The 22,668-nt window shown below is 63.6% G+C and carries 21 protein-coding genes and 3 tRNA genes; 17 read left to right on the plus strand and 7 right to left on the minus strand.

The features are described from left to right. Nucleotides 1-30 precede the first annotated feature (30 nt). From ACLSSQ_RS08455 to pnp, 14 genes are all read left to right on the plus strand, one after another. The gene (locus tag ACLSSQ_RS08455) at nucleotides 31-870 is read left to right on the plus strand and encodes a 3',5'-nucleoside bisphosphate phosphatase (RefSeq protein WP_014237759.1); all 840 of its coding nucleotides are present in this window, start codon (nucleotides 31-33) and stop codon (nucleotides 868-870) included. Between the two features lie 11 nt (nucleotides 871-881). Continuing rightward, entirely contained in the window at nucleotides 882-1,505 is a 624-nt protein-coding gene (locus ACLSSQ_RS08460) for an L-threonylcarbamoyladenylate synthase (protein ID WP_014237758.1), read from the plus strand. A 68-nt stretch (nucleotides 1,506-1,573) separates the two neighbouring features. Then, nucleotides 1,574-2,227: a site-2 protease family protein gene (locus ACLSSQ_RS08465; RefSeq protein WP_014237757.1), complete on the plus strand. Its 654-nt coding sequence runs from the start codon at nucleotides 1,574-1,576 to the stop codon at nucleotides 2,225-2,227. Between the two features lie 13 nt (nucleotides 2,228-2,240). Next, nucleotides 2,241-3,443, plus strand: coding sequence for a tryptophan--tRNA ligase (locus tag ACLSSQ_RS08470; RefSeq protein WP_014237756.1), 1,203 nt, complete (start codon nucleotides 2,241-2,243; stop codon nucleotides 3,441-3,443). Nucleotide 3,444: 1 nt separating this feature from the next. After that, nucleotides 3,445-4,368, plus strand: coding sequence for a segregation and condensation protein A (locus ACLSSQ_RS08475; RefSeq protein WP_014237755.1), 924 nt, complete (start codon nucleotides 3,445-3,447; stop codon nucleotides 4,366-4,368). After that, complete coding sequence (scpB, locus tag ACLSSQ_RS08480) at nucleotides 4,349-4,906, plus strand: SMC-Scp complex subunit ScpB (protein WP_014237754.1); 558 nt, start codon at nucleotides 4,349-4,351, stop codon at nucleotides 4,904-4,906. Before ACLSSQ_RS08475 ends, scpB begins: the two co-directional genes overlap by 20 nt. 244 nt (nucleotides 4,907-5,150) lie before the next feature. Further along, entirely contained in the window at nucleotides 5,151-6,041 is an 891-nt protein-coding gene (gene rluB / locus ACLSSQ_RS08485; protein ID WP_238526306.1) for a 23S rRNA pseudouridine(2605) synthase RluB, read from the plus strand. A 191-nt stretch (nucleotides 6,042-6,232) separates the two neighbouring features. After that, nucleotides 6,233-6,694: a ribosome maturation factor RimP gene (gene rimP / locus ACLSSQ_RS08490; protein ID WP_014237752.1), complete on the plus strand. Its 462-nt coding sequence runs from the start codon at nucleotides 6,233-6,235 to the stop codon at nucleotides 6,692-6,694. A 36-nt stretch (nucleotides 6,695-6,730) separates the two neighbouring features. Next, nucleotides 6,731-8,203 carry a transcription termination factor NusA gene (gene nusA / locus ACLSSQ_RS08495; protein WP_014237751.1) on the plus strand — a complete coding sequence of 491 codons (1,473 nt, stop codon included), beginning with the start codon at nucleotides 6,731-6,733 and terminating at the stop codon, nucleotides 8,201-8,203. A gap of 22 nt (nucleotides 8,204-8,225) precedes the next feature. Next, the gene (infB, locus tag ACLSSQ_RS08500; RefSeq protein ID WP_014237750.1) at nucleotides 8,226-11,018 is read left to right on the plus strand and encodes a translation initiation factor IF-2; all 2,793 of its coding nucleotides are present in this window, start codon (nucleotides 8,226-8,228) and stop codon (nucleotides 11,016-11,018) included. A 6-nt stretch (nucleotides 11,019-11,024) separates the two neighbouring features. Further along, the gene (gene rbfA / locus ACLSSQ_RS08505; protein ID WP_014237749.1) at nucleotides 11,025-11,438 is read left to right on the plus strand and encodes a 30S ribosome-binding factor RbfA; all 414 of its coding nucleotides are present in this window, start codon (nucleotides 11,025-11,027) and stop codon (nucleotides 11,436-11,438) included. Nucleotides 11,439-11,445: 7 nt separating this feature from the next. After that, nucleotides 11,446-12,348 carry a tRNA pseudouridine(55) synthase TruB gene (gene truB / locus ACLSSQ_RS08510; protein WP_014237748.1) on the plus strand — a complete coding sequence of 301 codons (903 nt, stop codon included), beginning with the start codon at nucleotides 11,446-11,448 and terminating at the stop codon, nucleotides 12,346-12,348. A gap of 164 nt (nucleotides 12,349-12,512) precedes the next feature. Further along, the gene (gene rpsO / locus ACLSSQ_RS08515) at nucleotides 12,513-12,782 is read left to right on the plus strand and encodes a 30S ribosomal protein S15 (protein WP_014237747.1); all 270 of its coding nucleotides are present in this window, start codon (nucleotides 12,513-12,515) and stop codon (nucleotides 12,780-12,782) included. A gap of 186 nt (nucleotides 12,783-12,968) precedes the next feature. After that, nucleotides 12,969-15,092: a polyribonucleotide nucleotidyltransferase gene (gene pnp, locus ACLSSQ_RS08520; RefSeq protein ID WP_014237746.1), complete on the plus strand. Its 2,124-nt coding sequence runs from the start codon at nucleotides 12,969-12,971 to the stop codon at nucleotides 15,090-15,092. A gap of 115 nt (nucleotides 15,093-15,207) precedes the next feature. Here the strand turns inward: pnp and dksA are convergent, their stop codons facing one another. Continuing rightward, nucleotides 15,208-15,633, minus strand: coding sequence for an RNA polymerase-binding protein DksA (dksA, locus tag ACLSSQ_RS08525; RefSeq protein WP_014237745.1), 426 nt, complete (start codon nucleotides 15,631-15,633; stop codon nucleotides 15,208-15,210). Nucleotides 15,634-15,776: 143 nt separating this feature from the next. Between dksA and ACLSSQ_RS08530 the strand changes: the two genes are divergently transcribed. The 3 genes from ACLSSQ_RS08530 (at nucleotide 15,777) to ACLSSQ_RS08540 (ending at nucleotide 16,056) form a co-directional block, all read left to right on the plus strand. Beyond that, nucleotides 15,777-15,853: transfer RNA gene (locus tag ACLSSQ_RS08530), tRNA-Pro, on the plus strand. A 36-nt stretch (nucleotides 15,854-15,889) separates the two neighbouring features. Further along, a tRNA-Arg gene (locus ACLSSQ_RS08535) sits at nucleotides 15,890-15,966 on the plus strand. Nucleotides 15,967-15,980: 14 nt separating this feature from the next. After that, a tRNA-His gene (locus tag ACLSSQ_RS08540) sits at nucleotides 15,981-16,056 on the plus strand. Nucleotides 16,057-16,116: 60 nt separating this feature from the next. On the opposite strand, the gene ACLSSQ_RS08545 is transcribed toward ACLSSQ_RS08540, so the two are convergent. From ACLSSQ_RS08545 to dapC, 6 genes are all read right to left on the minus strand, one after another. Continuing rightward, nucleotides 16,117-17,010, minus strand: coding sequence for an SPFH domain-containing protein (locus ACLSSQ_RS08545; protein ID WP_014237744.1), 894 nt, complete (start codon nucleotides 17,008-17,010; stop codon nucleotides 16,117-16,119). A gap of 260 nt (nucleotides 17,011-17,270) precedes the next feature. Beyond that, nucleotides 17,271-18,167: a 50S ribosomal protein L3 N(5)-glutamine methyltransferase gene (gene prmB, locus ACLSSQ_RS08550; RefSeq protein WP_014237743.1), complete on the minus strand. Its 897-nt coding sequence runs from the start codon at nucleotides 18,165-18,167 to the stop codon at nucleotides 17,271-17,273. Between the two features lie 2 nt (nucleotides 18,168-18,169). Then, nucleotides 18,170-19,321: a succinyl-diaminopimelate desuccinylase gene (dapE, locus tag ACLSSQ_RS08555; protein ID WP_014237742.1), complete on the minus strand. Its 1,152-nt coding sequence runs from the start codon at nucleotides 19,319-19,321 to the stop codon at nucleotides 18,170-18,172. Between the two features lie 22 nt (nucleotides 19,322-19,343). Beyond that, a complete protein-coding gene (locus ACLSSQ_RS08560) occupies nucleotides 19,344-20,525 on the minus strand; it encodes a PilT/PilU family type 4a pilus ATPase (RefSeq protein WP_014237741.1) in 1,182 nt (393 codons plus the stop codon). 59 nt (nucleotides 20,526-20,584) lie between these two features. Further along, nucleotides 20,585-21,403 (minus strand): 2,3,4,5-tetrahydropyridine-2,6-dicarboxylate N-succinyltransferase, encoded by an 819-nt coding sequence (gene dapD, locus ACLSSQ_RS08565; protein WP_014237740.1) that lies wholly within the window; start codon nucleotides 21,401-21,403, stop codon nucleotides 20,585-20,587. Nucleotides 21,404-21,425: 22 nt separating this feature from the next. Continuing rightward, nucleotides 21,426-22,631 (minus strand): succinyldiaminopimelate transaminase, encoded by a 1,206-nt coding sequence (gene dapC / locus ACLSSQ_RS08570; protein WP_014237739.1) that lies wholly within the window; start codon nucleotides 22,629-22,631, stop codon nucleotides 21,426-21,428. Nucleotides 22,632-22,668 lie beyond the last annotated feature (37 nt).

A 22,668-nucleotide genomic window follows, 5' to 3' on the forward strand; every position in this document is an offset into this window, starting at 1 on the left:
GTCTTGGGGCGCCTTTGTCGCGACCTGCCGATGTCTGACCTGAACTGGGATTTCCACTGCCACTCCACCGCTTCCGACGGCCTGCTGCCGGCGGCCGAAGTGGCGCGCCGCGCCGCCGGCAACGGGGTGCAATTGCTGGCCCTGACCGACCATGACGATCTGGCCGGCCTGCCCGCAGCCCGGGCCGCGGCGGAGGAAATGGGCATGGGCCTGGTCAATGGCGTGGAAGTTTCCATCGAATGGGAAGGCCTCTCCATCCACGTGGTGGGCCTGGGCTTCGATGCCGCCAATCCGGTTCTGAACGAAGGGCTGGCCGGCATCCGCAGCGGCCGGGTGGAACGGGCTAGGCGCATGGCCGAGGCCCTGGAGGCCATTGCCATCCGCGGCGCCTTCGAGGGCGCCATGGCCTATGCGGAAAACCCCAACCTGATTTCCCGCGCCCATTTCGCCCGCTATCTGGTGCAGATCGGCCTGTGCAAGGACGTGCACAACGTCTTCGACAACTACCTCACCCCGGGCAAGCCCGGCTACGTGGAGCATCGCTGGGCTTCCCTGGAGGACGCGGTCAGCTGGATTCGTGCCGCCGGCGGTTTGGCCGTGGTGGCCCATCCGGGGCGCTACAAGATTTCCAATGCGGCCTTGCGCCGTTTTCTGGGCCAGTTCAAGGATGCGGGCGGGGAGGGCATCGAGGTGGTGACCGGCAGCCACAGCCCCGACCAGATCCATCATTTCGCCCGCCTGGCCCGCCATTACGGCTTTCTCGCCTCCCGCGGCTCCGACTTCCACGGGCCGGAGGAGAGCTATACCGATCTGGGGCGCCTCTCGCCCCTGCCGGACGGCCTCACGCCCATCTGCTCCCGTTTCGTCTGATCATCCACGCCATGGCCGAATATCTTTCCCTCCATCCCGATAATCCCCAGCCCCGCATGCTGGCCAAGGCCGCCCAGGTCCTGCGGGAGGGGGGGCTGATCGCCTTTCCCACTGACTCCTGCTATTCCCTGGCCTGCCATCTGGGCGACAAGGAGGCCCTGGATCGGCTGCGGGCCATCCGCGGCGTCGATGACCGGCACCACATGACCCTGATGTGCCGCGACCTGTCCCAGATCGCCCACTTTGCCCGGGTGGACAATGCCCAGTACCGCCTGCTCAAAACGGTCACGCCGGGCAGTTACGTGTTCATCCTGGAAGGCACCAAGGAACTGCCGCGACGGGTGATGCACCCCAAGCGCAAGACCATCGGTCTGCGGGTGCCCGACCATCTGGGCGCCCTGGCCCTGCTGGAGGAGTTCGGCGAGCCCCTGCTCACCGCCACCCTGCAGCTGCCCGGGGATGAAGCGCCTCTCACCGAAGGCTGGGAGATCCAGGACCGTCTCGACGACCAGCTGGAGCTGATCCTGGATGGCGGCCATTGCGGCACCGAGCCCACCACCGTCATCGACCTCACCAGCGGGGCACCGGAACTGGTGCGGGCCGGCCGCGGAGCGCTGGCCCCCTTCGGTCTCTGACCAGCACGGCCGACCGGAGCCGGGTCGGTCCCTTTGGTAGAATCCCCCCTTTATTACGCTGACGCGCCATGGACCAACTGATCCAGACTCTTGCCATTGCAGCCCTGCCGGTGATCTTCGCCATCACCCTGCACGAGGCCGCCCATGGTTATGTGGCGCGCCACTTCGGTGACCTGACGGCCTATGCGGCGGGGCGCATCAGCCTCAATCCCCTGCGCCACATCGATCCGGTAGGCACCATCCTGATTCCGGTGCTGATCCTGCTCTTCTCCGGCGGTAGCCTGCTGTTCGGCTATGCCAAACCGGTGCCCGTGGATTTCGGCCGCCTGCGCCGTCCCAAGCAGGACATGCTGTGGGTGGCCGCCGCCGGCCCCCTGGCCAACCTGGCCATGGCCATCGGCTGGGGTTGCATGCTCAAGCTGGCCCAGCTGCTGCCGGTGAATGCCTATACCCTGCCCCTGGAGCGTATGGCCGACCTGGGCATGGATGTGAATATCGGCCTGATGCTGCTCAACCTGCTGCCCATTCCGCCCCTGGATGGCGGCCGCATCGCCGTCAGCCTTTTGCCCTACCGCCAGGCCGTCGCCTTTTCCCGGGTGGAACCCTGGGGTTTCCCGATCCTGATCCTGCTGCTCTTTTCCGGCGTGCTGGCCAGCATCCTTTATCCGCTGATGGGTATCATGCGTTACCTGTTGGCCCTGATTTTCAATTTCCAAGCCTGAGACAAACATCACCATGTACGCGGAACGAGTCCTTTCCGGCATGCGCCCCACGGGCAGCCTGCACCTTGGCCACTACCACGGGGTCCTGAAGAACTGGGTCAAGCTCCAGCACGACTACCCCTGCCTGTTTTTCGTGGCCGACTGGCATGCCCTGACTACCAGCTACGACCAGCCGGACATCATCGAGAAGGCCGCCTGGGACATGGTGATCGACTGGCTGGCCGCCGGCGTGGACCCCAATCAGGCCACCATCTTTATCCAGTCCCGGGTGCCCGAGCACGCCGAACTGCACCTGCTGATGTCCATGATGACGCCCCTGGGCTGGCTGGAGCGGGTGCCGACCTACAAGGACCAGATCGAAAAGCTCTCCCACAAGGACCTCACCACCTACGGTTTCCTCGGCTATCCCCTGCTGATGTCTGCCGACATCCTGGTGTATCGCGCCAACCGGGTGCCCGTGGGCGAGGACCAGATTCCCCACCTGGAGTTTTCCCGGGAAATCGCCCGCCGCTTCAACCATCTCTACGGCCGGGAGCCCGGCTTCGAGGAGAAGGCCCTGGAAGCGGTGAAGAAGCTGGGCGGCAAGGTGGGCAAGCGTTTCAACGAGCTGCGCACCCGCTTCCAGCAGGACGGCGATGCTGCCGCGGTGGAGGAGGGCAAGCGCCTGGTGAACGAGGCCCAGAGCCTGTCCCTGGTGGATCGGGAGCGCCTGCTGGGCCATCTGGAAGGCACCGGCAAGATGATCCTGGTGGAGCCCGATGCCCTGCTTACCGAGGCTTCGCGCATGCCCGGCCTGGACGGTCAGAAGATGTCCAAGTCCTACGGCAACACCATCACCCTGCGGGAGGATGAAGCCTCCGTCACCCAGAAGGTCAAGCGCATGCCCACCGATCCGGCCCGGGTGCGCCGCACCGACGCCGGCAATCCGGACAAGTGCCCGGTGTGGCAGCTGCACCAGGTCTATTCCGACGGGGCCACCAAGGAGTGGGTGCGCCAGGGCTGCACTTCCGCCGGCATCGGCTGCATCGAATGCAAGCAGCCGGTGATCGACGGCATCCTCAAGGAACAGGCGCCCATGCGGGAGCGGGCCCAGGTCTATCTGGACAATCCGGCCCTGGTGCGGGAGATCGTCAACGACGGTTGCGCCAAGGCCCGCCGCCTGGCCCAGGAAACCATGACCGATGTGCGCGCCGCCATGGGCCTGAACTACGCCTGACATGAGCGATACTCCGGTCCTCGACGACATTCCGGCCCCCCAGGCGGCGCCGGCCCAGGAGGCCCTGGCCCGCATCTACGGCCAGCCCCTGGAGCAGCTGCCCCTGGACCTGTACATCCCGCCCGACGCCATGGCGGTGATGCTGGATGCCTTCGAAGGCCCCCTGGACTTGCTGCTCTACCTGATCCGCAAGGCCAACGTGAATGTGCTCGACATTCCCATGGCGCCCCTGACGCTCCAGTACCTGGAGTACGTGGAAGCCATGCGCTCCCAGAACATGGAGCTGGCGGCCGACTATCTGGTGATGGCCGCCATGCTCATCGAGATCAAGTCCCGCATGCTGCTGCCCCGGGCCAAGCAGGCGGAAGAGGACGAGGTGGAGGATCCCCGGGCCGAACTGGTGCGCCGCCTCATCGAATACGAGCAGATGAAGCTGGCGGCGGTGCGCCTGAACGAGCATCCCCAGGCCGAGCGGGACTTCGTCTGGGTCGAGACCTGGGTGGAAAAATCCCAGATGCAGCGTTTCCCCGACGTGTCGGTGGCGGACCTGCAGCAGGCCTGGCAGTCCATCCTGCGCCAGGCCCAGCTGCATACCTCCCACAAGGTGCAGCGGGAAGAGCTGTCGGTGCGCGAGCACATGGGCCTGATCCTGCGCCAGCTGAAGGAAGCGGACGGCTTCGTCGAGTTCATCCACATGTTCGACGTGGAGCTGGGCGCCCCTTCCGTGGTGGTGCATTTCCTGGCCATGCTGGAACTGGCCCGGGAGCGGCTGATCCGCATCACCCAGGCCGAGGCCTTCATGCCCATCTACGTGCGCCTGGCCATTGCCGACGACGCGGAAACGCCCCTGACCGAGGAAGAGGCGGGGCAGATAGTCGAAATCCCTGCGGAAGAAGGAGAGGGCGATGCCCCAGTTACCGTCTAACCCCGCCGAGATCAAGCGCATCCTGGAAGCGGCCCTGCTGGCCGCCCAGCAGCCCCTCTCGGTGTCCGAACTGCGCCAGATGTTCGATGGCGAGCTGGCGCCGGAAGTGGTGCGCAAGCTGCTCGACGAACTGCGGGAGGAGTGGAGCGAACGCACCGTGGAACTGGTCCAGCTGGCCACCGGCTGGCGCTTCCGCACCCGCACCGAGTACATGCCCTATCTGGAAGCCCTCAATCCGGAAAAACCGCCCAAGTATTCCCGGGCAGTGCTGGAGACCCTCTCCATCATTGCCTACCGCCAGCCCGTGACCCGGGGCGACATCGAGGACATCCGCGGCGTCACCGTCGCCACCCAGGTCATCAAGGCCCTGGAAGAGCGGGGCTGGGTCGATGTGGTGGGCTACCGGGATACCCCGGGCCGTCCCGCCCTGTTTGCCACCACCAAGAAATTTCTCGACGATCTGGGGCTGCGCAGCCTGACCGAGCTGCCGCCCCTGGAACAACTCAATCAAACACTGGAATTAAGCGATGCCTCCTAAGCCTCCCCGTAAGCCTGCCGCACCCAAGACGGGCCAGGCACCCCGCCGCAGCCCTGCCGGCGGTCGTCAGCGCCGGGACGACGGCGCCGAGTGGGTGGAGGGTTCCGACCCCGCTCCCCATGGTCGTCGCTCAGGCAGCACTGGTGCGGCTTCTGGCCGGCCTGGCCCGAAACCCGCGCGCGACGCGGCGAAGCGGACGCCATTCCGCGCGCCCACCCGCCCCCGTCCCGAGCCTGTCGCCGCCGTGGAGGAAGTAGAGGAGCAGGAAGCGCCTCGTCCCCGTCGCGGTGCCGGCCGCAATGCCCCTGCGCCCCGTGCCGTTGGCCGCAGCGGCCGCAATGCACCGGTGGAGGCCAAGCCCGAGCGCCTGCACAAGATCCTGGCCCAGAGCGGCGTCGGTTCCCGGCGCGACATGGAGGAGTGGATTGCCGCCGGCCGCGTCACGGTCAATGGCAAGCCGGCCGAAGTGGGCCAGCTGGTGGGGCCGGAAGACAAGGTCAAGGTCAGCGGCCGCCTGGTGCATCTGCGCTTCGGCTCCCTGCGCCTGCCCCGGGTGGTGCTCTACCACAAGCCCGAAGGTCAGATCGTCTCCCGCGACGACCCGGAAGGCCGGGACAGCGTCTTCGACTTCCTGCCACGCATGCGCGGCAGCCGCTGGGTGGCGGTGGGGCGGCTGGACTACAACACCAGCGGCCTGCTGCTGTTCACCAACTCCGGCGACCTGGCCAACCGGCTGATGCACCCCCGCTACAACCTGGAGCGGGAGTACGCGGTGCGGGTGCTGGGCGACCTGGACGACGCCACCCTCAAGCAGCTGGCCGCCGGCATCGAACTGGAAGACGGTCCGGCCCGCTTCACCACCCTGCTGGACGCGGGCGGCGAGGGGGCCAACCACTGGTACCGGGTGACCTTGTCCGAAGGCCGCAACCGGGAAGTGCGGCGTATGTTCGAAGCCGTAGGGGCCACGGTGAGTCGCCTGATCCGCGTGCGTTACGGCCCCTTCGTCCTGCCGGCCCGCCTCAAGCGGGGCAGCACCATGGAGCTGACGGACATGGATGTGGCCAAGCTGATGCGGGAATTTGGCCTGCCGGCACCGGAAGTGATCCAGAAGCGGGACAAGCGTACCCGGAAGTGATTTCGGGCCGCAGCGGCCCGATCCGCGGCTACCCCCAGGGTCGTTTGGAGCCCGGGTGGCGGCTTTCCGGCAGGAAAGCCGTTGTCCGGGCTGTTGTTTTCCGATATAATTCAAAAGTTTTCATCGTCCTGCCCGGCTTTGGGCGGGTAACTTTTTGGATGGGCGTTTCGCCCATTTTTTATTTGTAGCGCATGGATCTGCACTCATTAGTTGAAAATACGGTCACCGGCCTGGGTTACGAGCTGGTGGACCTGGAACTGACGCCCCGGGCCCGGGTTATCCGCGTCTTTATCGACCAGCCTGAAAAGGAGGGCGGTATCGGCGTGGAGGATTGCGTTGCCGTGAGCAACCAGCTTTCCCGCGTGCTGATGGTGGAAAACATCGACTACGACCGGCTGGAGGTTTCCTCCCCCGGTCTCGACCGGCCTTTGAAGAAGCTGGCCGATTTCGATCGCTTTGCCGGCCAGGAAGTGCATATCCGCTTGCGCGTGGCGCTGAACAACCGGCGCAACTACAACGGCATTCTCATGGGCGTGCGCGACGGCAAGGTCTGCGTGCGCCTGATTGACAAGAACAGCGGCAAGGAAGAGGGCGAAGTGGCCCTCGAGCCGGGCAATATCGACAAGGCCCGGCTGGAGCCGAAGTTTGATTGATGGCGGGTTGAAGGCAGATACGAGGAGAGAAAAGCAATGAGCCGCGAGATTTTGTTGCTGGTGGATGCACTGGCGCGCGAAAAAAACGTTGCCAAGGATGTGGTGTTCGGCGCTCTGGAGTCGGCCCTGGCATCCGCTACCAAGAAGCGTATTAACGACGAAGCCGACGTGCGCGTCGTGATCGACCGCAATACCGGCGAGTACGAGTCCTTCCGCCGCTGGCAGGTGGTGGCTGACGAAACCTACGTCAACGAGTTCCTGGAAATGCCCCTGTCCGAAGCCCAGAAGCAGGACGAAGGCGTGGAAGTCGGCGACGTGATCGAGGAATCCCTGGAGCCCATCGACTTCGGCCGTATCGGCGCCCAGGCCGCCAAGCAGGTCATCCTGCAGCGCATCCGCGATGCCGAGCGGGAGCAGATCCTGGCCGACTTCCTGGAGCGCAAGGAACACATCGTTTCCGGCACCATCAAGCGCATGGAGCGCGGCAACGCCATTATCGAAGCCGGCAAGATCGAGGCCCTGCTGCCCCGGGACCAGATGATCCCCAAGGAAAACCTGCGCGTCGGCGACCGGGTCAAGGCCTTCCTGCTGCGTATCGATCGCAATGCCCGCGGTCCCCAGATCATCCTTTCCCGCACCGCGCCGGAATTCATCATCAAGCTGTTCGATCTGGAAGTGCCCGAGATCGAAGACGGTCTCATGGAAATCAAGGCTGCCGCCCGGGATCCCGGCATGCGAGCCAAGATCGCCGTGAAGTCCAACGATCCCCGCGTGGATCCGATCGGTACCTGCGTCGGCATGCGCGGTACCCGCGTCACCGCCGTCACCAACGAACTGGCCGGCGAGCGCGTGGACATCGTGCACTGGTCCCAGGACCCGGCCCAGTTCGTCATCGGCGCCCTGGCTCCGGCCGAAGTCAGCTCCATTGTGGTTGACGAGGAAAAGCACAGCATGGACGTGGTGGTGGACGAGGCCAACCTGGCCATCGCCATCGGCCGCGGCGGCCAGAACGTGCGCCTGGCCTCCGAACTGACCGGCTGGAACATCAACCTGATGACCCAGGAAGAGTCGGAAAAGAAGGTGGAAGCAGAAACCGCTGCCACCCGTGTGCTGTTTATGGAAAAACTGGATGTGGACGAGGAAGTCGCCAACATCCTGATCGACGAAGGCTTCTCCACCCTGGAAGAAGTTGCCTATGTGCCCCTGGCGGAAATGCTGGAAATCGAGGCCTTCGACGAAGATACGGTGAACGAGCTGCGTAACCGCGCCCGTAATGTGCTTCTGACCGAAGCCATCGTCACCGAAGAGCAACTCGAAGGTGTGGAAGATTCCCTTTTGGCCCTGGACGGTATGGACAAGTCCCTGGCTGCCAAGCTGGCTTCCGGCGGTGTGAAAACCCTGGACGACCTGGCCGACCTGGCTGTGGATGAACTCACCGAAATTACCGGCATTGACGCAGATCGCGCCAAGCAACTGATTACCAACGCCCGCTCGCACTGGTTCGAGTGAGAGGGAAGGGAGAGAAGTAAATATGGCGCAAACCACCGTATCCCAATTTGCCGCCGAGCTGAAAATGCCGGCCGCTGTTCTTCTGGAACAGCTACAGAAAGCCGGCGTCAGCAAGCAAGCCGCTGAAGATCAGCTCTCCGAGCAGGACAAGACCCGTCTGCTCGACTACCTGCGCAGCAGCCACGGCGAAGCCCAGGGTAAGAACAAGATTACCCTGACCCGCAAGCAGACCAGCGAGATCAAGGCCCAGGATTCCACCGGCAAGACTCGTACCGTCCAGGTCGAAGTGCGCAAGAAGCGCGTCCTGGTCAAGCGTGAAGCCGGCGAAGGCGTGGTCGAGGCAGCAGTCGAAGAAGCCCAGCAAGCTGCTGTTCAGGCTGAGCCGGTTGTCGAGCCCGTGGCTGCACCCGTGGTCGAGGCCGCGCCCGAACCTGTGCCCGAGCCCGTGGTGGAAGTTGCTCCCGAACCCGCACCCGAGCCTGTGCCCGAACCCGTGGTGGAAGCCGCTCCCGAGCCCGTTGCTGCTCCGGCTGAGGAGCCCGTGGCTGCCGCCGAGCCTGCTCCGGCTGCCGCGCCGACCCGCACCAAGGTGGTCAAGCGCAGCATGGTTTCCGTCATCGGCGAAGCCGAGATGAAAGCCCGGGAAGAAGAGGCCCGTCGCCACCAGGCCCTGCTGGAACACCAGCAGCGGGAATACCAGGAAAAGCAGGCCCGCGCCGCCGAACTGGTGCGCCTGCGGCGTGAAGCCGAGGAAAAGGCCGTGGCCCTGAAGGCTGCTGAAGCTGCCAAGAAGGCGGCGACCGCCCACCAGGTGGCCCAGCCGGCAGACGACAAGCCCGCCGACCGCACCCTGCACAAGCCCGCTGGCAAGCCCGGCGACGCCAAACCCGGTGCAAAGAAAGAAGGCGGCTGGAACGACGGCAACAAGAAGCGTCCCGGTCTCAAGACCCGTGGCGGCGATGCCAACAGCGGCTGGCGCAGTGGCGGCGGCAAGCATGGCAAGCGCCATGGCGGCGGCAACGACGAAGCCCATGCCTTCCAGGCACCGACCGAACCCATCGTGCGTGAAGTACACGTGCCCGAAACCATTTCCGTGGCTGATCTGGCCCACAAGATGGCAGTCAAGGCCACCGAGGTGATCAAGACCCTGATGAAGATGGGTTCCATGGTCACCATCAACCAGGTGCTGGACCAGGAAACCGCCATGATCGTGGTGGAAGAAATGGGCCACAAGGCACTGGCGGCCAAGCTGGATGATCCGGATGCCTTCCTCGACGACGCCGTCGAGCATGTGGATGTGAAGCAGGAGCCCCGCGCCCCGGTGGTGACCGTGATGGGTCACGTGGACCACGGCAAGACCTCCCTGCTCGACTATATCCGCCGCACCCGCGTGGCTTCCGGCGAAGCCGGCGGCATTACCCAGCACATCGGCGCCTACCACGTGGAAACTCCCCGCGGCATGGTGACCTTCCTCGACACCCCGGGTCACGAGGCCTTCACGGCCATGCGGGCCCGCGGTGCCAAGGCCACCGACCTGGTGATCCTGGTGGTGGCGGCCGACGACGGCGTCATGCCCCAGACCAAGGAAGCCATCCACCACGCCAAGGCGGCCAATGTGCCCCTGGTGGTGGCGGTGAACAAGATCGACAAGCCCGAAGCCAATCCGGACCGCGTCAAGCAGGAGCTGATTGCCGAAGGCGTGGTGCCGGAAGAGTACGGCGGCGATTCCCCCTTCGTGCCGGTGTCTGCCAAGAAGGGTACCGGTATCGACGACCTGCTGGAGCATGTGCTGCTGCAGGCCGAAGTGCTGGAACTGACCGCGCCCAAGGATGCTCCGGCCAAGGGCATCATCATCGAAGCCCGTCTGGACAAGGGCAAGGGCCCCGTGGCCACCATCCTGGTGCAGTCCGGCACCCTGAAGCGGGGCGACATCGTCCTGGTCGGTCAGGTGTTCGGCAAGGTGCGCGCCATGCTCGACGAGAACGGCAAGCCCATCGACCAGGCCGGTCCTTCCATCCCGGTGGAAATCCAGGGCCTGTCCGACGTGCCGGCTGCCGGCGAGGAAGCCATGGTGCTGGCCGATGAGCGCAAGGCCCGTGAAATCGCCCTGTTCCGTCAGGGCAAGTTCCGCGAAGTGAAGCTGGCCAAGCAGCAGGCCGCCAAGCTCGAGTCCATGTTCGACAACATGGGCGAGGGCGCCGCCAAGTTCCTGCCGCTGATCGTCAAGTCCGACGTGCAAGGTTCCCAGGAAGCCTTGGTGCAGTCCCTGAACAAGCTGTCCACCGACGAAGTGCGGGTGAACGTGATCCACGCAGCGGTCGGTGCCATTACCGAAACCGACGTGAACCTGGCATCCGCCTCCAAAGCCGTCATCATCGGCTTCAATACCCGTGCCGATGCCGGCGCCCGCAAGGCGGCCGATACTTTCGGCGTGGATATCCGCTACTACAACATCATCTACGACGCCGTGGATGAGGTGAAGGCAGCCCTGTCCGGCATGCTGTCCCCGGAAAAGCGGGAACAGATCACCGGTCTGGTGGAGATTCGTCAGGTCTTCCGCATTTCCAAGGTCGGTTCCATCGCCGGTTGTCTGGTGCTGGAAGGCGTGGTCAAGCGCAATTCCCGCGTCCGTCTGCTGCGCAACAACGTGGTGCAGTGGGATGGCGAGCTGGACTCCCTGAAGCGTTACAAGGATGACGTGAAGGAAGTGAAGGGCGGCTTCGAGTGCGGTCTGTCCCTGAAGAACTTCAATGAAATCGAGGAAGGCGATCAACTGGAAGTGTACGAAATCCAGGAAATCGCCCGGAGCCTGTAAGGCACGATGGCTAACAAGAGTTTTTCACGCAAGGACCGGGTGAATGAGCAGATCCGCCGCGAACTGGCGGAGCTCATTCGCACCGAGCTGAAGGACCCTCGCGTCGGCATGGTCAGCCTGACCGACGTCGAGGTGACTCCCGATTACGCCCATGCCAAGGTTTTCTTCACCACCCTGGCGGCCTCGGAGCAGCTGGCGGAAATCAAGAAGGGCCTGGACAAGGCTTCCGGTTTCCTGCGGCGGGAACTGGGGCGCCGGGTGCGCATCCACACCACGCCCCAGCTGCATTTCGTGTACGACAATTCCATCGAGCACGGCACCAGCCTTTCCCGTCTGATCGACGAAGCGGCGGCCACCAGCCGCCAGACTTCGCCCGACGAGGATGGGGAAGCCCCGCCGGATACCGCTGCCGAAAGCTGACCAGCTCATGTCCAAACCCAGACGCACCTGGAAACAGGTGGATGGGGTGCTGTTGCTGGACAAGCCCCTTCACCTCTCCTCCAACGACGCGCTGCAAAAGGCGCGTCGTTTCTTTTCGGCCGCCAAGGCCGGCCATACCGGTACCCTCGATCCCCTGGCCACCGGCCTGCTGCCCATCTGCTTCGGCGAAGCCACCAAGTTTTCCGCCGACCTGCTGGATGCCGACAAGGCCTATGTTGCCGATGTCCGCCTCGGTCAGACCACGGCCACCGGCGATGCGGAGGGTGAAATCCTGCAGACCCGGCCGGTACAGGTTTCCGCCGAGCAGCTGGCTGCCGTGCTGCCCCGCTTCACCGGGGTGATTGCCCAGGTGCCGCCCATGTATTCGGCCCTCAAGCGCGATGGCAAGCCGCTCTACGAGCTGGCCCGCCAGGGGCTGGAAGTGGAGCGGGAAGCCCGGGAAGTAACCATTCTCAGCCTGGCTGCCAGCGATTTCGACGGCGTTAACTTCCGTCTGCATGTGGATTGCAGCAAGGGTACCTACATCCGTACCCTGGCCGAGGACATTGGCGAGGCCCTCGGCTGCGGTGCCCATCTGACGGGCCTGCGGCGTACCCGGGTCGGTCCGCTGGAACTGGATCGTGCGGTGTCCCTGGCAGAGCTGGAAAATACGGAGGAGGCGGACCGGGGGCGCTACCTGCTGCCGGTGGATGCCTTGCTGCGCAGCCTGCCCGAGGTATTGCTGGAGGCTGAATCCCTGCAGCGCTTTGCCCACGGCAATCCGGTGGCAACCGAACTCCAGTCCGGCAAGGCCCGGGTCTATGGCGAGGGCGTCCTGCAGGGGGTGGGAGAGGTCAGGGAAGGCAAGCTGTGGCCCTACCGCCTGCTGCGCCAGAAGGACAACGGCTAGGGGCGTGCAAAATAGCGGGGAATGGCCGGAATTATCTTGCTACTCCTCTGCTCCCTGCGTATAATCCGCCGCTTCGCTCCCCGTGGAGCGAAGTTTTTTTAACCGTCGGGCGCCTGGCTCTATCAAACTGGGGCAGCGTCGTAACACTCAAGAGAGTTTGACATATGGCTATCAACACCACTCAAAAGGCCCAGATCGTTGGCGATTTCCAACGCGCTCAGGGCGATACCGGTTCCTCCGAAGTGCAGATCGCGCTGCTGACCGCACGCATCAACGACCTGACCGGTCACTTCAAGGAACACATGAAGGATCACCACTCCCGTCGCGGTCTGCTGCGCATGGTGTCCCGCCGCCGCAAGCTGCTGGACTACCTGAAGCGCACCGATGTGGACAAGTACCGCAGCGTTATCGAGCGTCTGGGCCTGCGCAAGTAATCTTGCCCACGCCTGATACCGTCCGCCCATGCGGTCGGGACGCATCAAGTAGCGTTTGAAAGAGCGGGCGGCCTTTGGCCGCGCCGCTCTTTTGCTTTCCGGGAGCATGGTTTTCCCCGGGTAAGCAGGTAGAATCGGCGGTTGCAAGAATTTAAGCGAAGACAAGAGAAAGAGAGAAAGGAAGATATGTTCAATATTGCAAAGAAAACCTTCACCTACGGTGCCCATCAGGTCACTCTGGAAACCGGCGAGATTGCTCGCCAGGCCTCCGGCGCCGTACTGGTCACCGTTGACGACACCGTGGTCCTGGTGACCGTGGTCGGCGCCAAGCAAGCCAAGCCGGGTCAGGATTTCTTCCCCCTGACCGTCGACTATGTCGAGAAGACCTACGCTGCCGGCAAGATCCCCGGTGGCTTCTTCAAGCGCGAAGGCCGTCCTTCCGAAAAGGAAACCCTGACCTCCCGCCTGATCGACCGTCCCATCCGCCCCCTGTTCCCTGAAGGCTTCTACAACGAAGTCCAGGTGGTGGCGACCGTCATGTCCCTGAATCCCGAAGTGGATTCCGACATTCCCGCCCTGATCGGTGCCTCCGCTGCCCTGGCCATTTCCGGCATTCCCTTCTCCGGCCCCATCGGTGCAGCCCGCGTCGGCTACATCGACGGCCAGTACGTGCTGAATCCCTCCGCCACCCAGCTCAAGGACAGCAAGCTGGACCTGGTGGTTGCCGGCACCCAGTCCGCCGTGCTGATGGTGGAATCCGAAGCCAAGGAACTCTCCGAAGAAGTCATGCTGGGCGCCGTGGTCTACGGCCACGAGCAGATGCAGGCCGTCATCAACGCCATCAATGAACTGGTGGAAGAAGCCGGCAAGCCCGAATGGGAATGGCAAGCTCCGGCCCAGGACCAGGTCCTGGTGGGCAAGCTGGAAGCCCTGGTCAAGGCCAAGCTGGAAGAGGCTTACAGCATCACCAGCAAGCAGACCCGCAGCCAGCGCGTCAAGGAAATCCGCAGCGAAGCCGTTGCCGCCCTGTGCCAGGGTGAAGATGCTCCCGACGAAAACACCGTGGCCGACCTGTTCTTCGCCATGGAAGCCGCCATCGTCCGCGGCCGCATCCTGGCCGGCGAGCCCCGCATCGACGGTCGCGACACCCGCACCGTGCGTCCCATCACCGTGCGTACCGGCGTGCTGCCCCGTACCCACGGTTCCGCCCTGTTCACCCGTGGTGAGACCCAGGGCCTGGTGGTGGCCACCCTCGGTACCAGCCGCGACGAGCAGATCATCGATGCCCTGGCCGGCGAGTACAAAGACCGCTTCATGCTGCACTACAACATGCCTCCCTACGCCACTGGCGAAACCGGCCGCGTCGGTTCCCCCAAGCGTCGCGAGATTGGTCACGGTCGTCTGGCCAAGCGTGCCCTGCTAGCCGTGCTGCCGCCCGCCGACGAGTTCTCCTACTCCATGCGCGTGGTGTCCGAGATCACCGAATCCAATGGCTCCTCCTCCATGGCTTCCGTCTGTGGCGGCTCCCTGGCGCTGATGGATGCTGGCGTGCCCCTCAAGTCCCACGTGGCCGGTATCGCCATGGGCCTGATCAAGGAAGGCAACCGCTTCGCCGTGCTGACCGACATCCTGGGTGACGAAGACCACCTGGGCGACATGGACTTCAAGGTGGCCGGTACCGATTCCGGTATCACCGCCCTGCAGATGGACATCAAGATCCAGGGCATCACCAAGGAAATCATGGCGGTGGCGCTGGATCAGGCCAAGGCCGGTCGCCTGCACATCCTGAACATCATGCAGGATGCCCAGGATGCTCCGCGTACGGAAATGTCCGCTTACGCTCCCCGTCTGTACACCATGAAGATCAATCCGGAAAAAATCCGTGACGTGATCGGCAAGGGTGGCGCGGTAATCCGTGCCCTGACCGAGGAAACCGGTACTTCCATCGACATCCAGGACGACGGCACCATCACCATTGCCTCCACCGACGGTGAAGCCGCCGAGATGGCCCGCAAGCGCATCGAGGCCATCACCGCTGAAGTGGAAGTGGGCAAGGTCTACGAAGGTCCTGTGCTGAAGATTCTGGACTTCGGTGCCATCGTCAGTGTCCTGCCGGGCAAGGATGGTCTGCTGCACATCTCCCAGATCGCCAACGAGCGCGTCAATGCCGTGGCCGACTACCTCAAGGAAGGTCAGGTCGTCCGCGTCAAGGTTCTGGAAACCGACGAGAAGGGTCGCATCCGCCTGTCCATGAAGGCTGTGGCTGCCGAAGAGGCTGCTCCCGCCGTGGCTGCAGAACCGCAACAGTAAGTTTTTCACCGTTGCAAAGGAAAAAGGGCGCTTCGGCGCCCTTTTTCATAGTTTGATCCGCCGACAATAAAAAAGCGCAGCCGAGGCTGCGCTTTTTTGCGGCGGAGTGCTCCGCTTACTTGGCGACCTGCTTTTCCCGCAGTTCCTCCAGGGTCTTGCAGTCGATGCATAGGGTTGCCGTGGGGCGGGCTTCCAGGCGCTTGATGCCGATTTCCACGCCGCACTTGTCGCAGAAGCCGTAGTCGCCGGAATCGATGCGACCCAGGGTCTCGTCGATCTTCTTGATCAGCTTGCGCTCCCGGTCCCGGTTGCGCAGTTCCAGGGCGATATCCGTTTCCTGGCTGGCCCGGTCGTTGGGGTCGGCAAAGACAGTGGCTTCATCCTGCATGGTATGCACCGTGCGCTCGATGTCAGCCATCAACTCCTGCTTCAGCGTGCCAAGAATGGCGCGGAAGTGAGCCAGCTGCTTGCTGTTCATGTATTCCTCGCCCTTCTTGGGGACGTAGGGCGTGAAATGTTTGTGGAGCAAATCTTCAGCCATGTTCGAAGACCATCCGTGTTTGTGCAAAAAGGCGATTAAATATCAGAAAAGCATCTTACCTGCAACAATCATTGATTGCACGAAAAAAAACTACTTTTGGCGCTTGACCACCCCGGGGGGCATGTGTAGAATTCGCGTCTCTTCGGGGCGTAGCGCAGCCTGGTAGCGCATCTGCTTTGGGAGCAGAGGGTCGTGAGTTCGAATCCCACCGCCCCGACCAGCAGATACAGGTTGCACCCAAGGCGAGCGAGAATTAGCGCCCGTAGCTCAACAGGATAGAGCAACGGCCTTCTAAGCCGTAGGTTGTGAGTTCGAGCCTCGCCGGGCGCGCCAAACAGGTTTCAGTGGCGGTATTAGCTCAGTTGGTAGAGCACTGGATTGTGATTCCAGGTGTCACCGGTTCGATCCCGGTATATCGCCCCAAAATAAAGAAAAACCCGGCCTAGTGCCGGGTTTTTCTTTTTCTGCTTCAAAAATTCAACTTTAATCTTCCGCCACCGCGCTGTTGCCCGCAGTTTTGCCCAGCTTTGCCGCCAGCCCCAGCAGGGGGGCGTTGCCGGGGTCCCTGGCCACATCCAGCAATACCAGATTGCCGTACTTGCCGATGTCGCGCATGGCATCGATGCGGTTGGTTTCCAGCAAGACGGTCAGGGCTTCGGCCGAATTGACGTGGAATTTCTCGAAGTCGGCGAGGGATTCCCGCAGACCTTCGGCCAGCAGCTTGCGCGAGTCGGCCAGGCCTTTGGCCCGGGCCCGCTGGGCGTCGGCCTCCGCTTCGGCCTGGCGCACGGTCTTGATGCGCATGGCTTCCGCTTCCTGTTCCGCAGCCTCCCGTTCCCGCTTGGCGGCCACCACCCGGTTGAAGGAGGCCTGGACGTCGCCGGAGACCGTGGGCTGGTCTACCAGCACCGCTTCCAGGACGTATCCGAATTCCTCCAGCTTGGCCGAGAGGGCCTTTTCCACCTGAGTCACAAGATGGTCCCGGTCCTTGAACAGGTCCTCCAGGGTCATGGAAGCGGCGATGGCGCGGATGGTGTTGAGGACCCAGGTGGAGATCTGGGCCGACGGGTTCTGCAGCTTGTACCAGGCATGGCTGGCACGCTCCGGTGTGACACGGATCATCAGGCTGACGGGGAGGGAGACAAACATGTTGTCCGAGGTCTTCACCTCCACCGTGCTCTGCACTTCGTCGATGCGCAGGGAGAGCATGCCGGTGACGCGCTGGAAGGGGAAGAAAATCCAGTTGAGGCCGGGCTCCAGCACCCGGGAATAGCGGCCCAGGGTTTCAACGACGGCGGCGGTCTGCTGATTGATGATGCGGATGCCGAGAACAGCGATGGCCACGGCCAGGATCAGCAAGAGTGACATCAGTTCCATGAAGAAAATCTCCGGATTGAGGTGGTGCTAGTGTAATCCGGTTGTCATCGTCGGCGGGTAGGATTCAGCCGTCACAGGGAGCAAACCGCTTGAGCAAGGATGATGAACATGATGGAACTGGAACAGGTGCTGGCCCGCATTCTGCGCGATACCCGCGGTCAGTGGGGATTGAGCTGAAATCTGCGGAATGCCCATAAAAAAAGCCCAGGTGTTTGCCTGGGCTTTTTTTATGTCGGGTCGTTTGGCCCTTCGTTCCGTCTTCAGTTGGGCAATTCCTCACGCCGCAGCAGGAAGACGAACTGGTCGCCACCGGAAGTGTCGAGCCAGGTAAATGGGGTCTGGGGGTAGGCTTCTTCCAGGACGTCCCGGTTGTGGCCGATTTCCACCACCAGCAGGCCGCCGGGGTTGAGGTGGTCCTTGGCTTCCCGCAGCAGGGTGCGCACCAGGTCCAGCCCGTCGTCGCCCCCGGCCAGGGCCAGTTCCGGCTCGGCCCGGTATTCCGGTGGCAGGGTTTCCATGGATTCCGCATTGACGTAGGGCGGGTTGGAAATGATGAGGTCGTAGCGCTGGCTCGCCAATCCGGCGAAGAGGTTGGATTGCACCAGGCGCAGCCGGTCTTCCAGGCCGTAGTCGGCCACGTTGCGCTTGGCCACTTCGAGGGCGTCGGCAGAGATGTCCACGCCGTCCACGTCGGCTTCGGGGAAGGCCAGGGCCGCCAGGATGGCGAGACAGCCGGAGCCGGTGCAGATGTCGGCTACCCGGGTGATGGCCCAGGGATCGTCGATCCAGGGGGCGAACTGCTCTTCCAGCAGTTCAGCGATGAAGGAGCGGGGCACGATGACCCGTTCGTCGACGTAGAAGCTATGCTCGCCGAGCCAAGCTTCATGAGTCAGGTAGGCCGCCGGAACGCGGCTTTTGACGCGGCGTTCGATGATGTGCAGGACGGTGTTGCGCTCGGCTTCGGTGAGGCGGGCGTCGAGGAAGGGTTCCAGCCGGTCCAGGGGCAGATGCAGGGTGTGCAGCAGCAGATAGGCGGCTTCGTCCCAGGCATTGTCGGAGCCGTGGCCGAAGAACAACTCGGCTTCGTTGAAACGGCTGACGGCGTAGCGCAGCAGGTCGCGCAGGGTGAAGAGTTCGGTGCGGGCGTTTTCGGACATGGTCAGGTCAGCAGTTTTTCCAGGATGCGGCAATAGGTGGCGGAGAGGCGGGGCAGGGCGGCTGCCTCCACACACTCGTCGATTTTGTGGATGGTGGCATTCACCGGCCCCAGCTCGATCACCTGGGGGCAGATTTCGGCAATGAAGCGGCCGTCGGAAGTGCCGCCGGTGGTGGAAAGTTCGGTCTCGATATTCAGCTCTTCGCGGATGGCTGCCATGGCTGCATCCACCAGGGGGCCACGCCCCGTGAGGAAGGGCTTGGCGCCCAGGGTCCAGGCCAGGTCGTAGTCGATGCCGTGCTTGGCGAGGACGGCTTCGAGACGGCTTTTCAGGCCTTCCGGGGTGCTGGCGGTGGAGAAGCGGAAGTTGAAGAGGATGTCCACCGTGCCGGGAATGACGTTGGTGGCGCCGGTGCCGCCCCTGATGTTGGAGACCTGCCAGGTGGTGGGCGGGAAGTACTCGTTGCCCTGGTCCCACTCGGTGGCCGCCAGTTCGGCGATGGCCGGCGCTGCCAGATGGATCGGATTCTTAGCCAGGTGCGGGTAGGCGATGTGGCCCTGGATGCCCTTCACCGTCAAGCGGCCGGAGAGGGAGCCGCGGCGGCCGTTCTTCACCATGTCGCCCAGGCGATTGACGCAGGTGGGCTCGCCGACGATGCAGCAGTCGATGCCTTCACCGCGCGCCTGCAGGGCTTCCACCACGGCCACGGTGCCATCGGTGGCGTCGCCTTCCTCATCGGAGGTGAGCAGGAAGGCGATGGAGCCCTGGTGCTGCGGATGGCGGGCGACGAAGGTTTCCACGGCGGTGACGAAAGCGGCCAGGGAACCCTTCATGTCGGCGGCACCGCGGCCATAGAGCATGCCGTCGCGCAGGGTCGGCGTGAAGGGATCGGAGGCCCATTGTTCCACGGGGCCGGTGGGCACCACGTCGGTATGGCCGGCCAGGCAGACCAGGGGAGCGGCGCTGCCGCGGCGGGCCCAGAGGTTCACCGTGTTGCCCTGGTTGATGGCTTCCAGGGTGAAGCCCAGAGGCTTCAGGCGGGCGCTGATGAGGTCCATGCAGCCGCCGTCTTCCGGGGTGACGGAGCGGCGGGAAATGAGCTGTGCAGCCAGGTCCAGGGTCGGGTCGCTGGTGCAGGAAATGGGCTGGGACATGAATGGTGGTGGAGTGATGATCTTATTCGTCGCTCATGCTGAGCGTGAATTCCTTGAAGGAGGCGCCCCCCGTTGGATTGGTGACATGGGGGTCGATGGAGGGTTCGGCCGGCGCTTCCTCGATGGTGGCGGTACCGCTGTTGCCGAACTCCGAGTTGTTGATCAGCCAGGAGAGGTTGGTCGGCGAATCGGAGGTGCCCAGGGCCTCTTCCAGAGTGATGACATTGGTCTTGTAGAGGCGGAACAGGTCCTGCTCGAAGGTCTGGGAACCGGGGGCCAGGCTTTGTTCCATGGCCTCCTTGATGGCATTGATCTCACCACGTTCGATCAGTTCCTGGATGTGGCGGGTGTTGAGCAGGATTTCCGCCGTGGGAATGCGCTTGCCGTCCGGCTTCTTCAGCAGCCGCTGGGAAATGATGGCCTTGAGGCTGACCGACAGGTCCAGGTTGAGGGCAGAGCGGTTTTCCAGGGGGAAGAAATTGATGATGCGGTTGAGGGCGTGGTAGCTGTTGTTGGCGTGTAGGGTGGCCAGGCACAGGTGGCCGGTCTGGGCGTAGGCCAGGGCAGCGGACATGGTCTGCTTGTCCCGGATTTCGCCGATGAGGATGCAGTCCGGGGCCTGGCGCATGGCGTTCTTCAGGGCATTGTCCCAATCGGCAGTATCCATGCCGATTTCCCGCTGGTTCACGATCGACTTCTTGTGCTTGAAGAGGAATTCGATCGGGTCCTCCACCGTCAGGATGTGGCCGGAACGGTTGGCGTTGCGGTGATCCAGCATGGAGGCGATGGTGGTGGACTTGCCCGAGCCGGTGGAGCCGACGATGAGGATCAGGCCCCGCTTTTCCATGATCAGTTCGCTCAGCACCGGAGGCAGCCCCAGGCTGTCCAGGGCCGGGATGTTGCCCAGGATGTAGCGGATGACGATGGAGGTGGAACCGCGCTGGCGGAAGAGATTCACCCGGAAATTGCCGACCCCGGACATGCCGAAGGACAGGTTCATTTCCATGGTCTGGCCAAAGGTCGCCAGTTGCTCGGCGTTCAGCAGTTCCTCGGCGATCTTGTCGATCATGGCCGGGTCCATCATCTGCTGGTTCACCGGGATGGTGTTGCCCTGGATCTTGATGTGGATGGGGGCGCCGGCGGAGATGAAAATGTCCGAGGCCTGCTTTTCCGCCATCAGCTGGAACAGCTTGTCGAGAATCACGCTTCCTCCCTCCCGCCGAAAAGATTGGGGCGCCTCGTGGCGCCCCTGTTGTTATTGGCTTAGTCGCGCAGCAGTTCGTTGATGCTGGTCTTGGCCCGGGTCTGGGCGTCCACCTTCTTCACGATCACGGCGCAGTACAGGCTGTGGCTGCCGTCCTTGGCCGGCAGGTTGCCGGAGACGACCACGGAGCCGGGGGGGATGCGGCCGTAGCTGATCTCGCCGGTTTCCCGGTCGTAGATCTTGGTGGACTGGCTGATATACACGCCCATGGAGATGACGGAACCTTCGCCGACGATGACGCCTTCCACCACTTCGGAGCGGGCGCCGATGAAGCAGTTGTCCTCGATGATGGTGGGGTTGGCCTGCAGGGGTTCCAGCACGCCGCCGATGCCGACGCCGCCGGAGAGGTGCACGTTCTTGCCGATCTGGGCGCAGGAGCCGACGGTGACCCAGGTGTCCACCATGGTGTTTTCATCGACGTAGGCGCCGATGTTCACGTAGGAGGGCATCAGCACGGCGCCCTTGGCGATGTAGGAGCCGCGACGGGCCACGGCCGGCGGAACGACGCGGAAACCGCCCTGACGGAAGGCGTGTTCGTCGTAGTTGGCGAACTTGGTCTGCACCTTGTCGAAGAAGCGCAGGTCACCGGACTGCTGCAGCACGTTGTCCTGCAGGCGGAAGGAGAGCAGCACGGCCTTCTTGATCCACTGGTGGGTGACCCAGTCGCCGTTGATTTTCTCGGCAACGCGCAGGGTGCCCTTGTCCAGCTGTTCCAGCACGTGGTCCACGGCTTCGCCGATCTTGGCTGGGGCGGTGCCGGGCTGCAGGGAGGTGCGGTTTTCCCAGGCGTCTTCGATGATCTGTTGCAGTTCTTGCATGTTGTAGTTTCCGTTTTGGGGGTTAGGGTTGCTGTTCGAGTTGCTGCACAAAGAGGCGGATGCGTTCGGCGGCTTCCAGGCAGTCGGCCAGGGGGGCCACCAGGGCGATCCGGACAAAATTCTCGCCGGGATTCACGCCCCGCGCCTCGCGCGCCAGGTAGCTGCCCGGCAGGACCACGACATTATAGTCGGCGAGCAGACGGCGGGCGAACTCGGTATCGGCGATGGGCGTGCGGGCCCACAGGTAGAAGCTGGCATCCGGCAGGCCGGTCTGCAGCACGGAGGCGACGATGGGCGTCACCGCATCGAACTTTTCCTTGTACTGGCGACGGTTTTCCCGCGCATGGGCTTCCTCGTTCCAGGCGATGGCGGAGGCCGCCTGCACCGCCGGGTTCATGGCGCCGCCGTGGTAGGTGCGGTAGAGCAGGAATTTCTTCAGCACTGCCGCATCGCCGGCGACGAAGCCGGAGCGCAGGCCCGGCACGTTGGAGCGCTTGGAGAGGGAGGAGAACATGACCAGGCGCTCGAAACCCCGTCCCAGCTGTTTTGCAGCCTGCAGGCCGCCCAGAGGCGGCTTGGCTTCGTCGAAGTAGATTTCCGAGTAGCACTCGTCGGAGGCGATGACGAAGCCGTACTTGTCGGAGAGGGCGAAGAGCTTCTTCCAGTCTTCCAGGTCCAGCACCTTGCCGGTGGGGTTGCCGGGGGAGCAGACATAGAGCAGTTGCACCCGGGCCCAGTCGGCCTCGGAGAGGGCCTCCAGTTCCAGGGAGAAGTCGTTCTCCGGCAGGGTGTTGAGGAAGTAGGGTTCGGCCCCGGCCAGGTAGGCCGCGCCTTCGTAGATCTGGTAGAAGGGATTGGGGCTGACCACCAGGGGCACGTAGCCGCGGCTGGGGTCGATGACGGTCTGGGCGAAGGCGAAGAGGGCTTCGCGGGAACCGTTCACCGGCAGGATCTCGGTGTCCGGATTGACGCCGGCCAGGCCGTAGCGGCGCTCCATCCAGGCGGCGATGGCCTGGCGCAGGGCGGGCGTTCCCTGGCTTGTGGGATAATTGGCGAGGCCGCCCAGATTGGCCGTCAGGGCTTCCTTGATGAAGCCCGGGGTGGCGTGCTGGGGCTCGCCGATGGACAGCTTGATTTCCTGGTAGTCCGGATTGGGCGTGACGCCCTGGAACAGCTGGCGCAGTTTTTCGAAGGGGTAGGGCTGCAGCTTGGCGAGAAATGGATTCACGGCGGGGTTCCCGGTGTGGGGCTGGGCTGAAAACAAC

The sequence above is a fragment of the Azospira sp. APE16 genome (assembly GCF_047901315.1).
GTDB lineage: Bacteria > Pseudomonadota > Gammaproteobacteria > Burkholderiales > Rhodocyclaceae > Azospira > Azospira oryzae.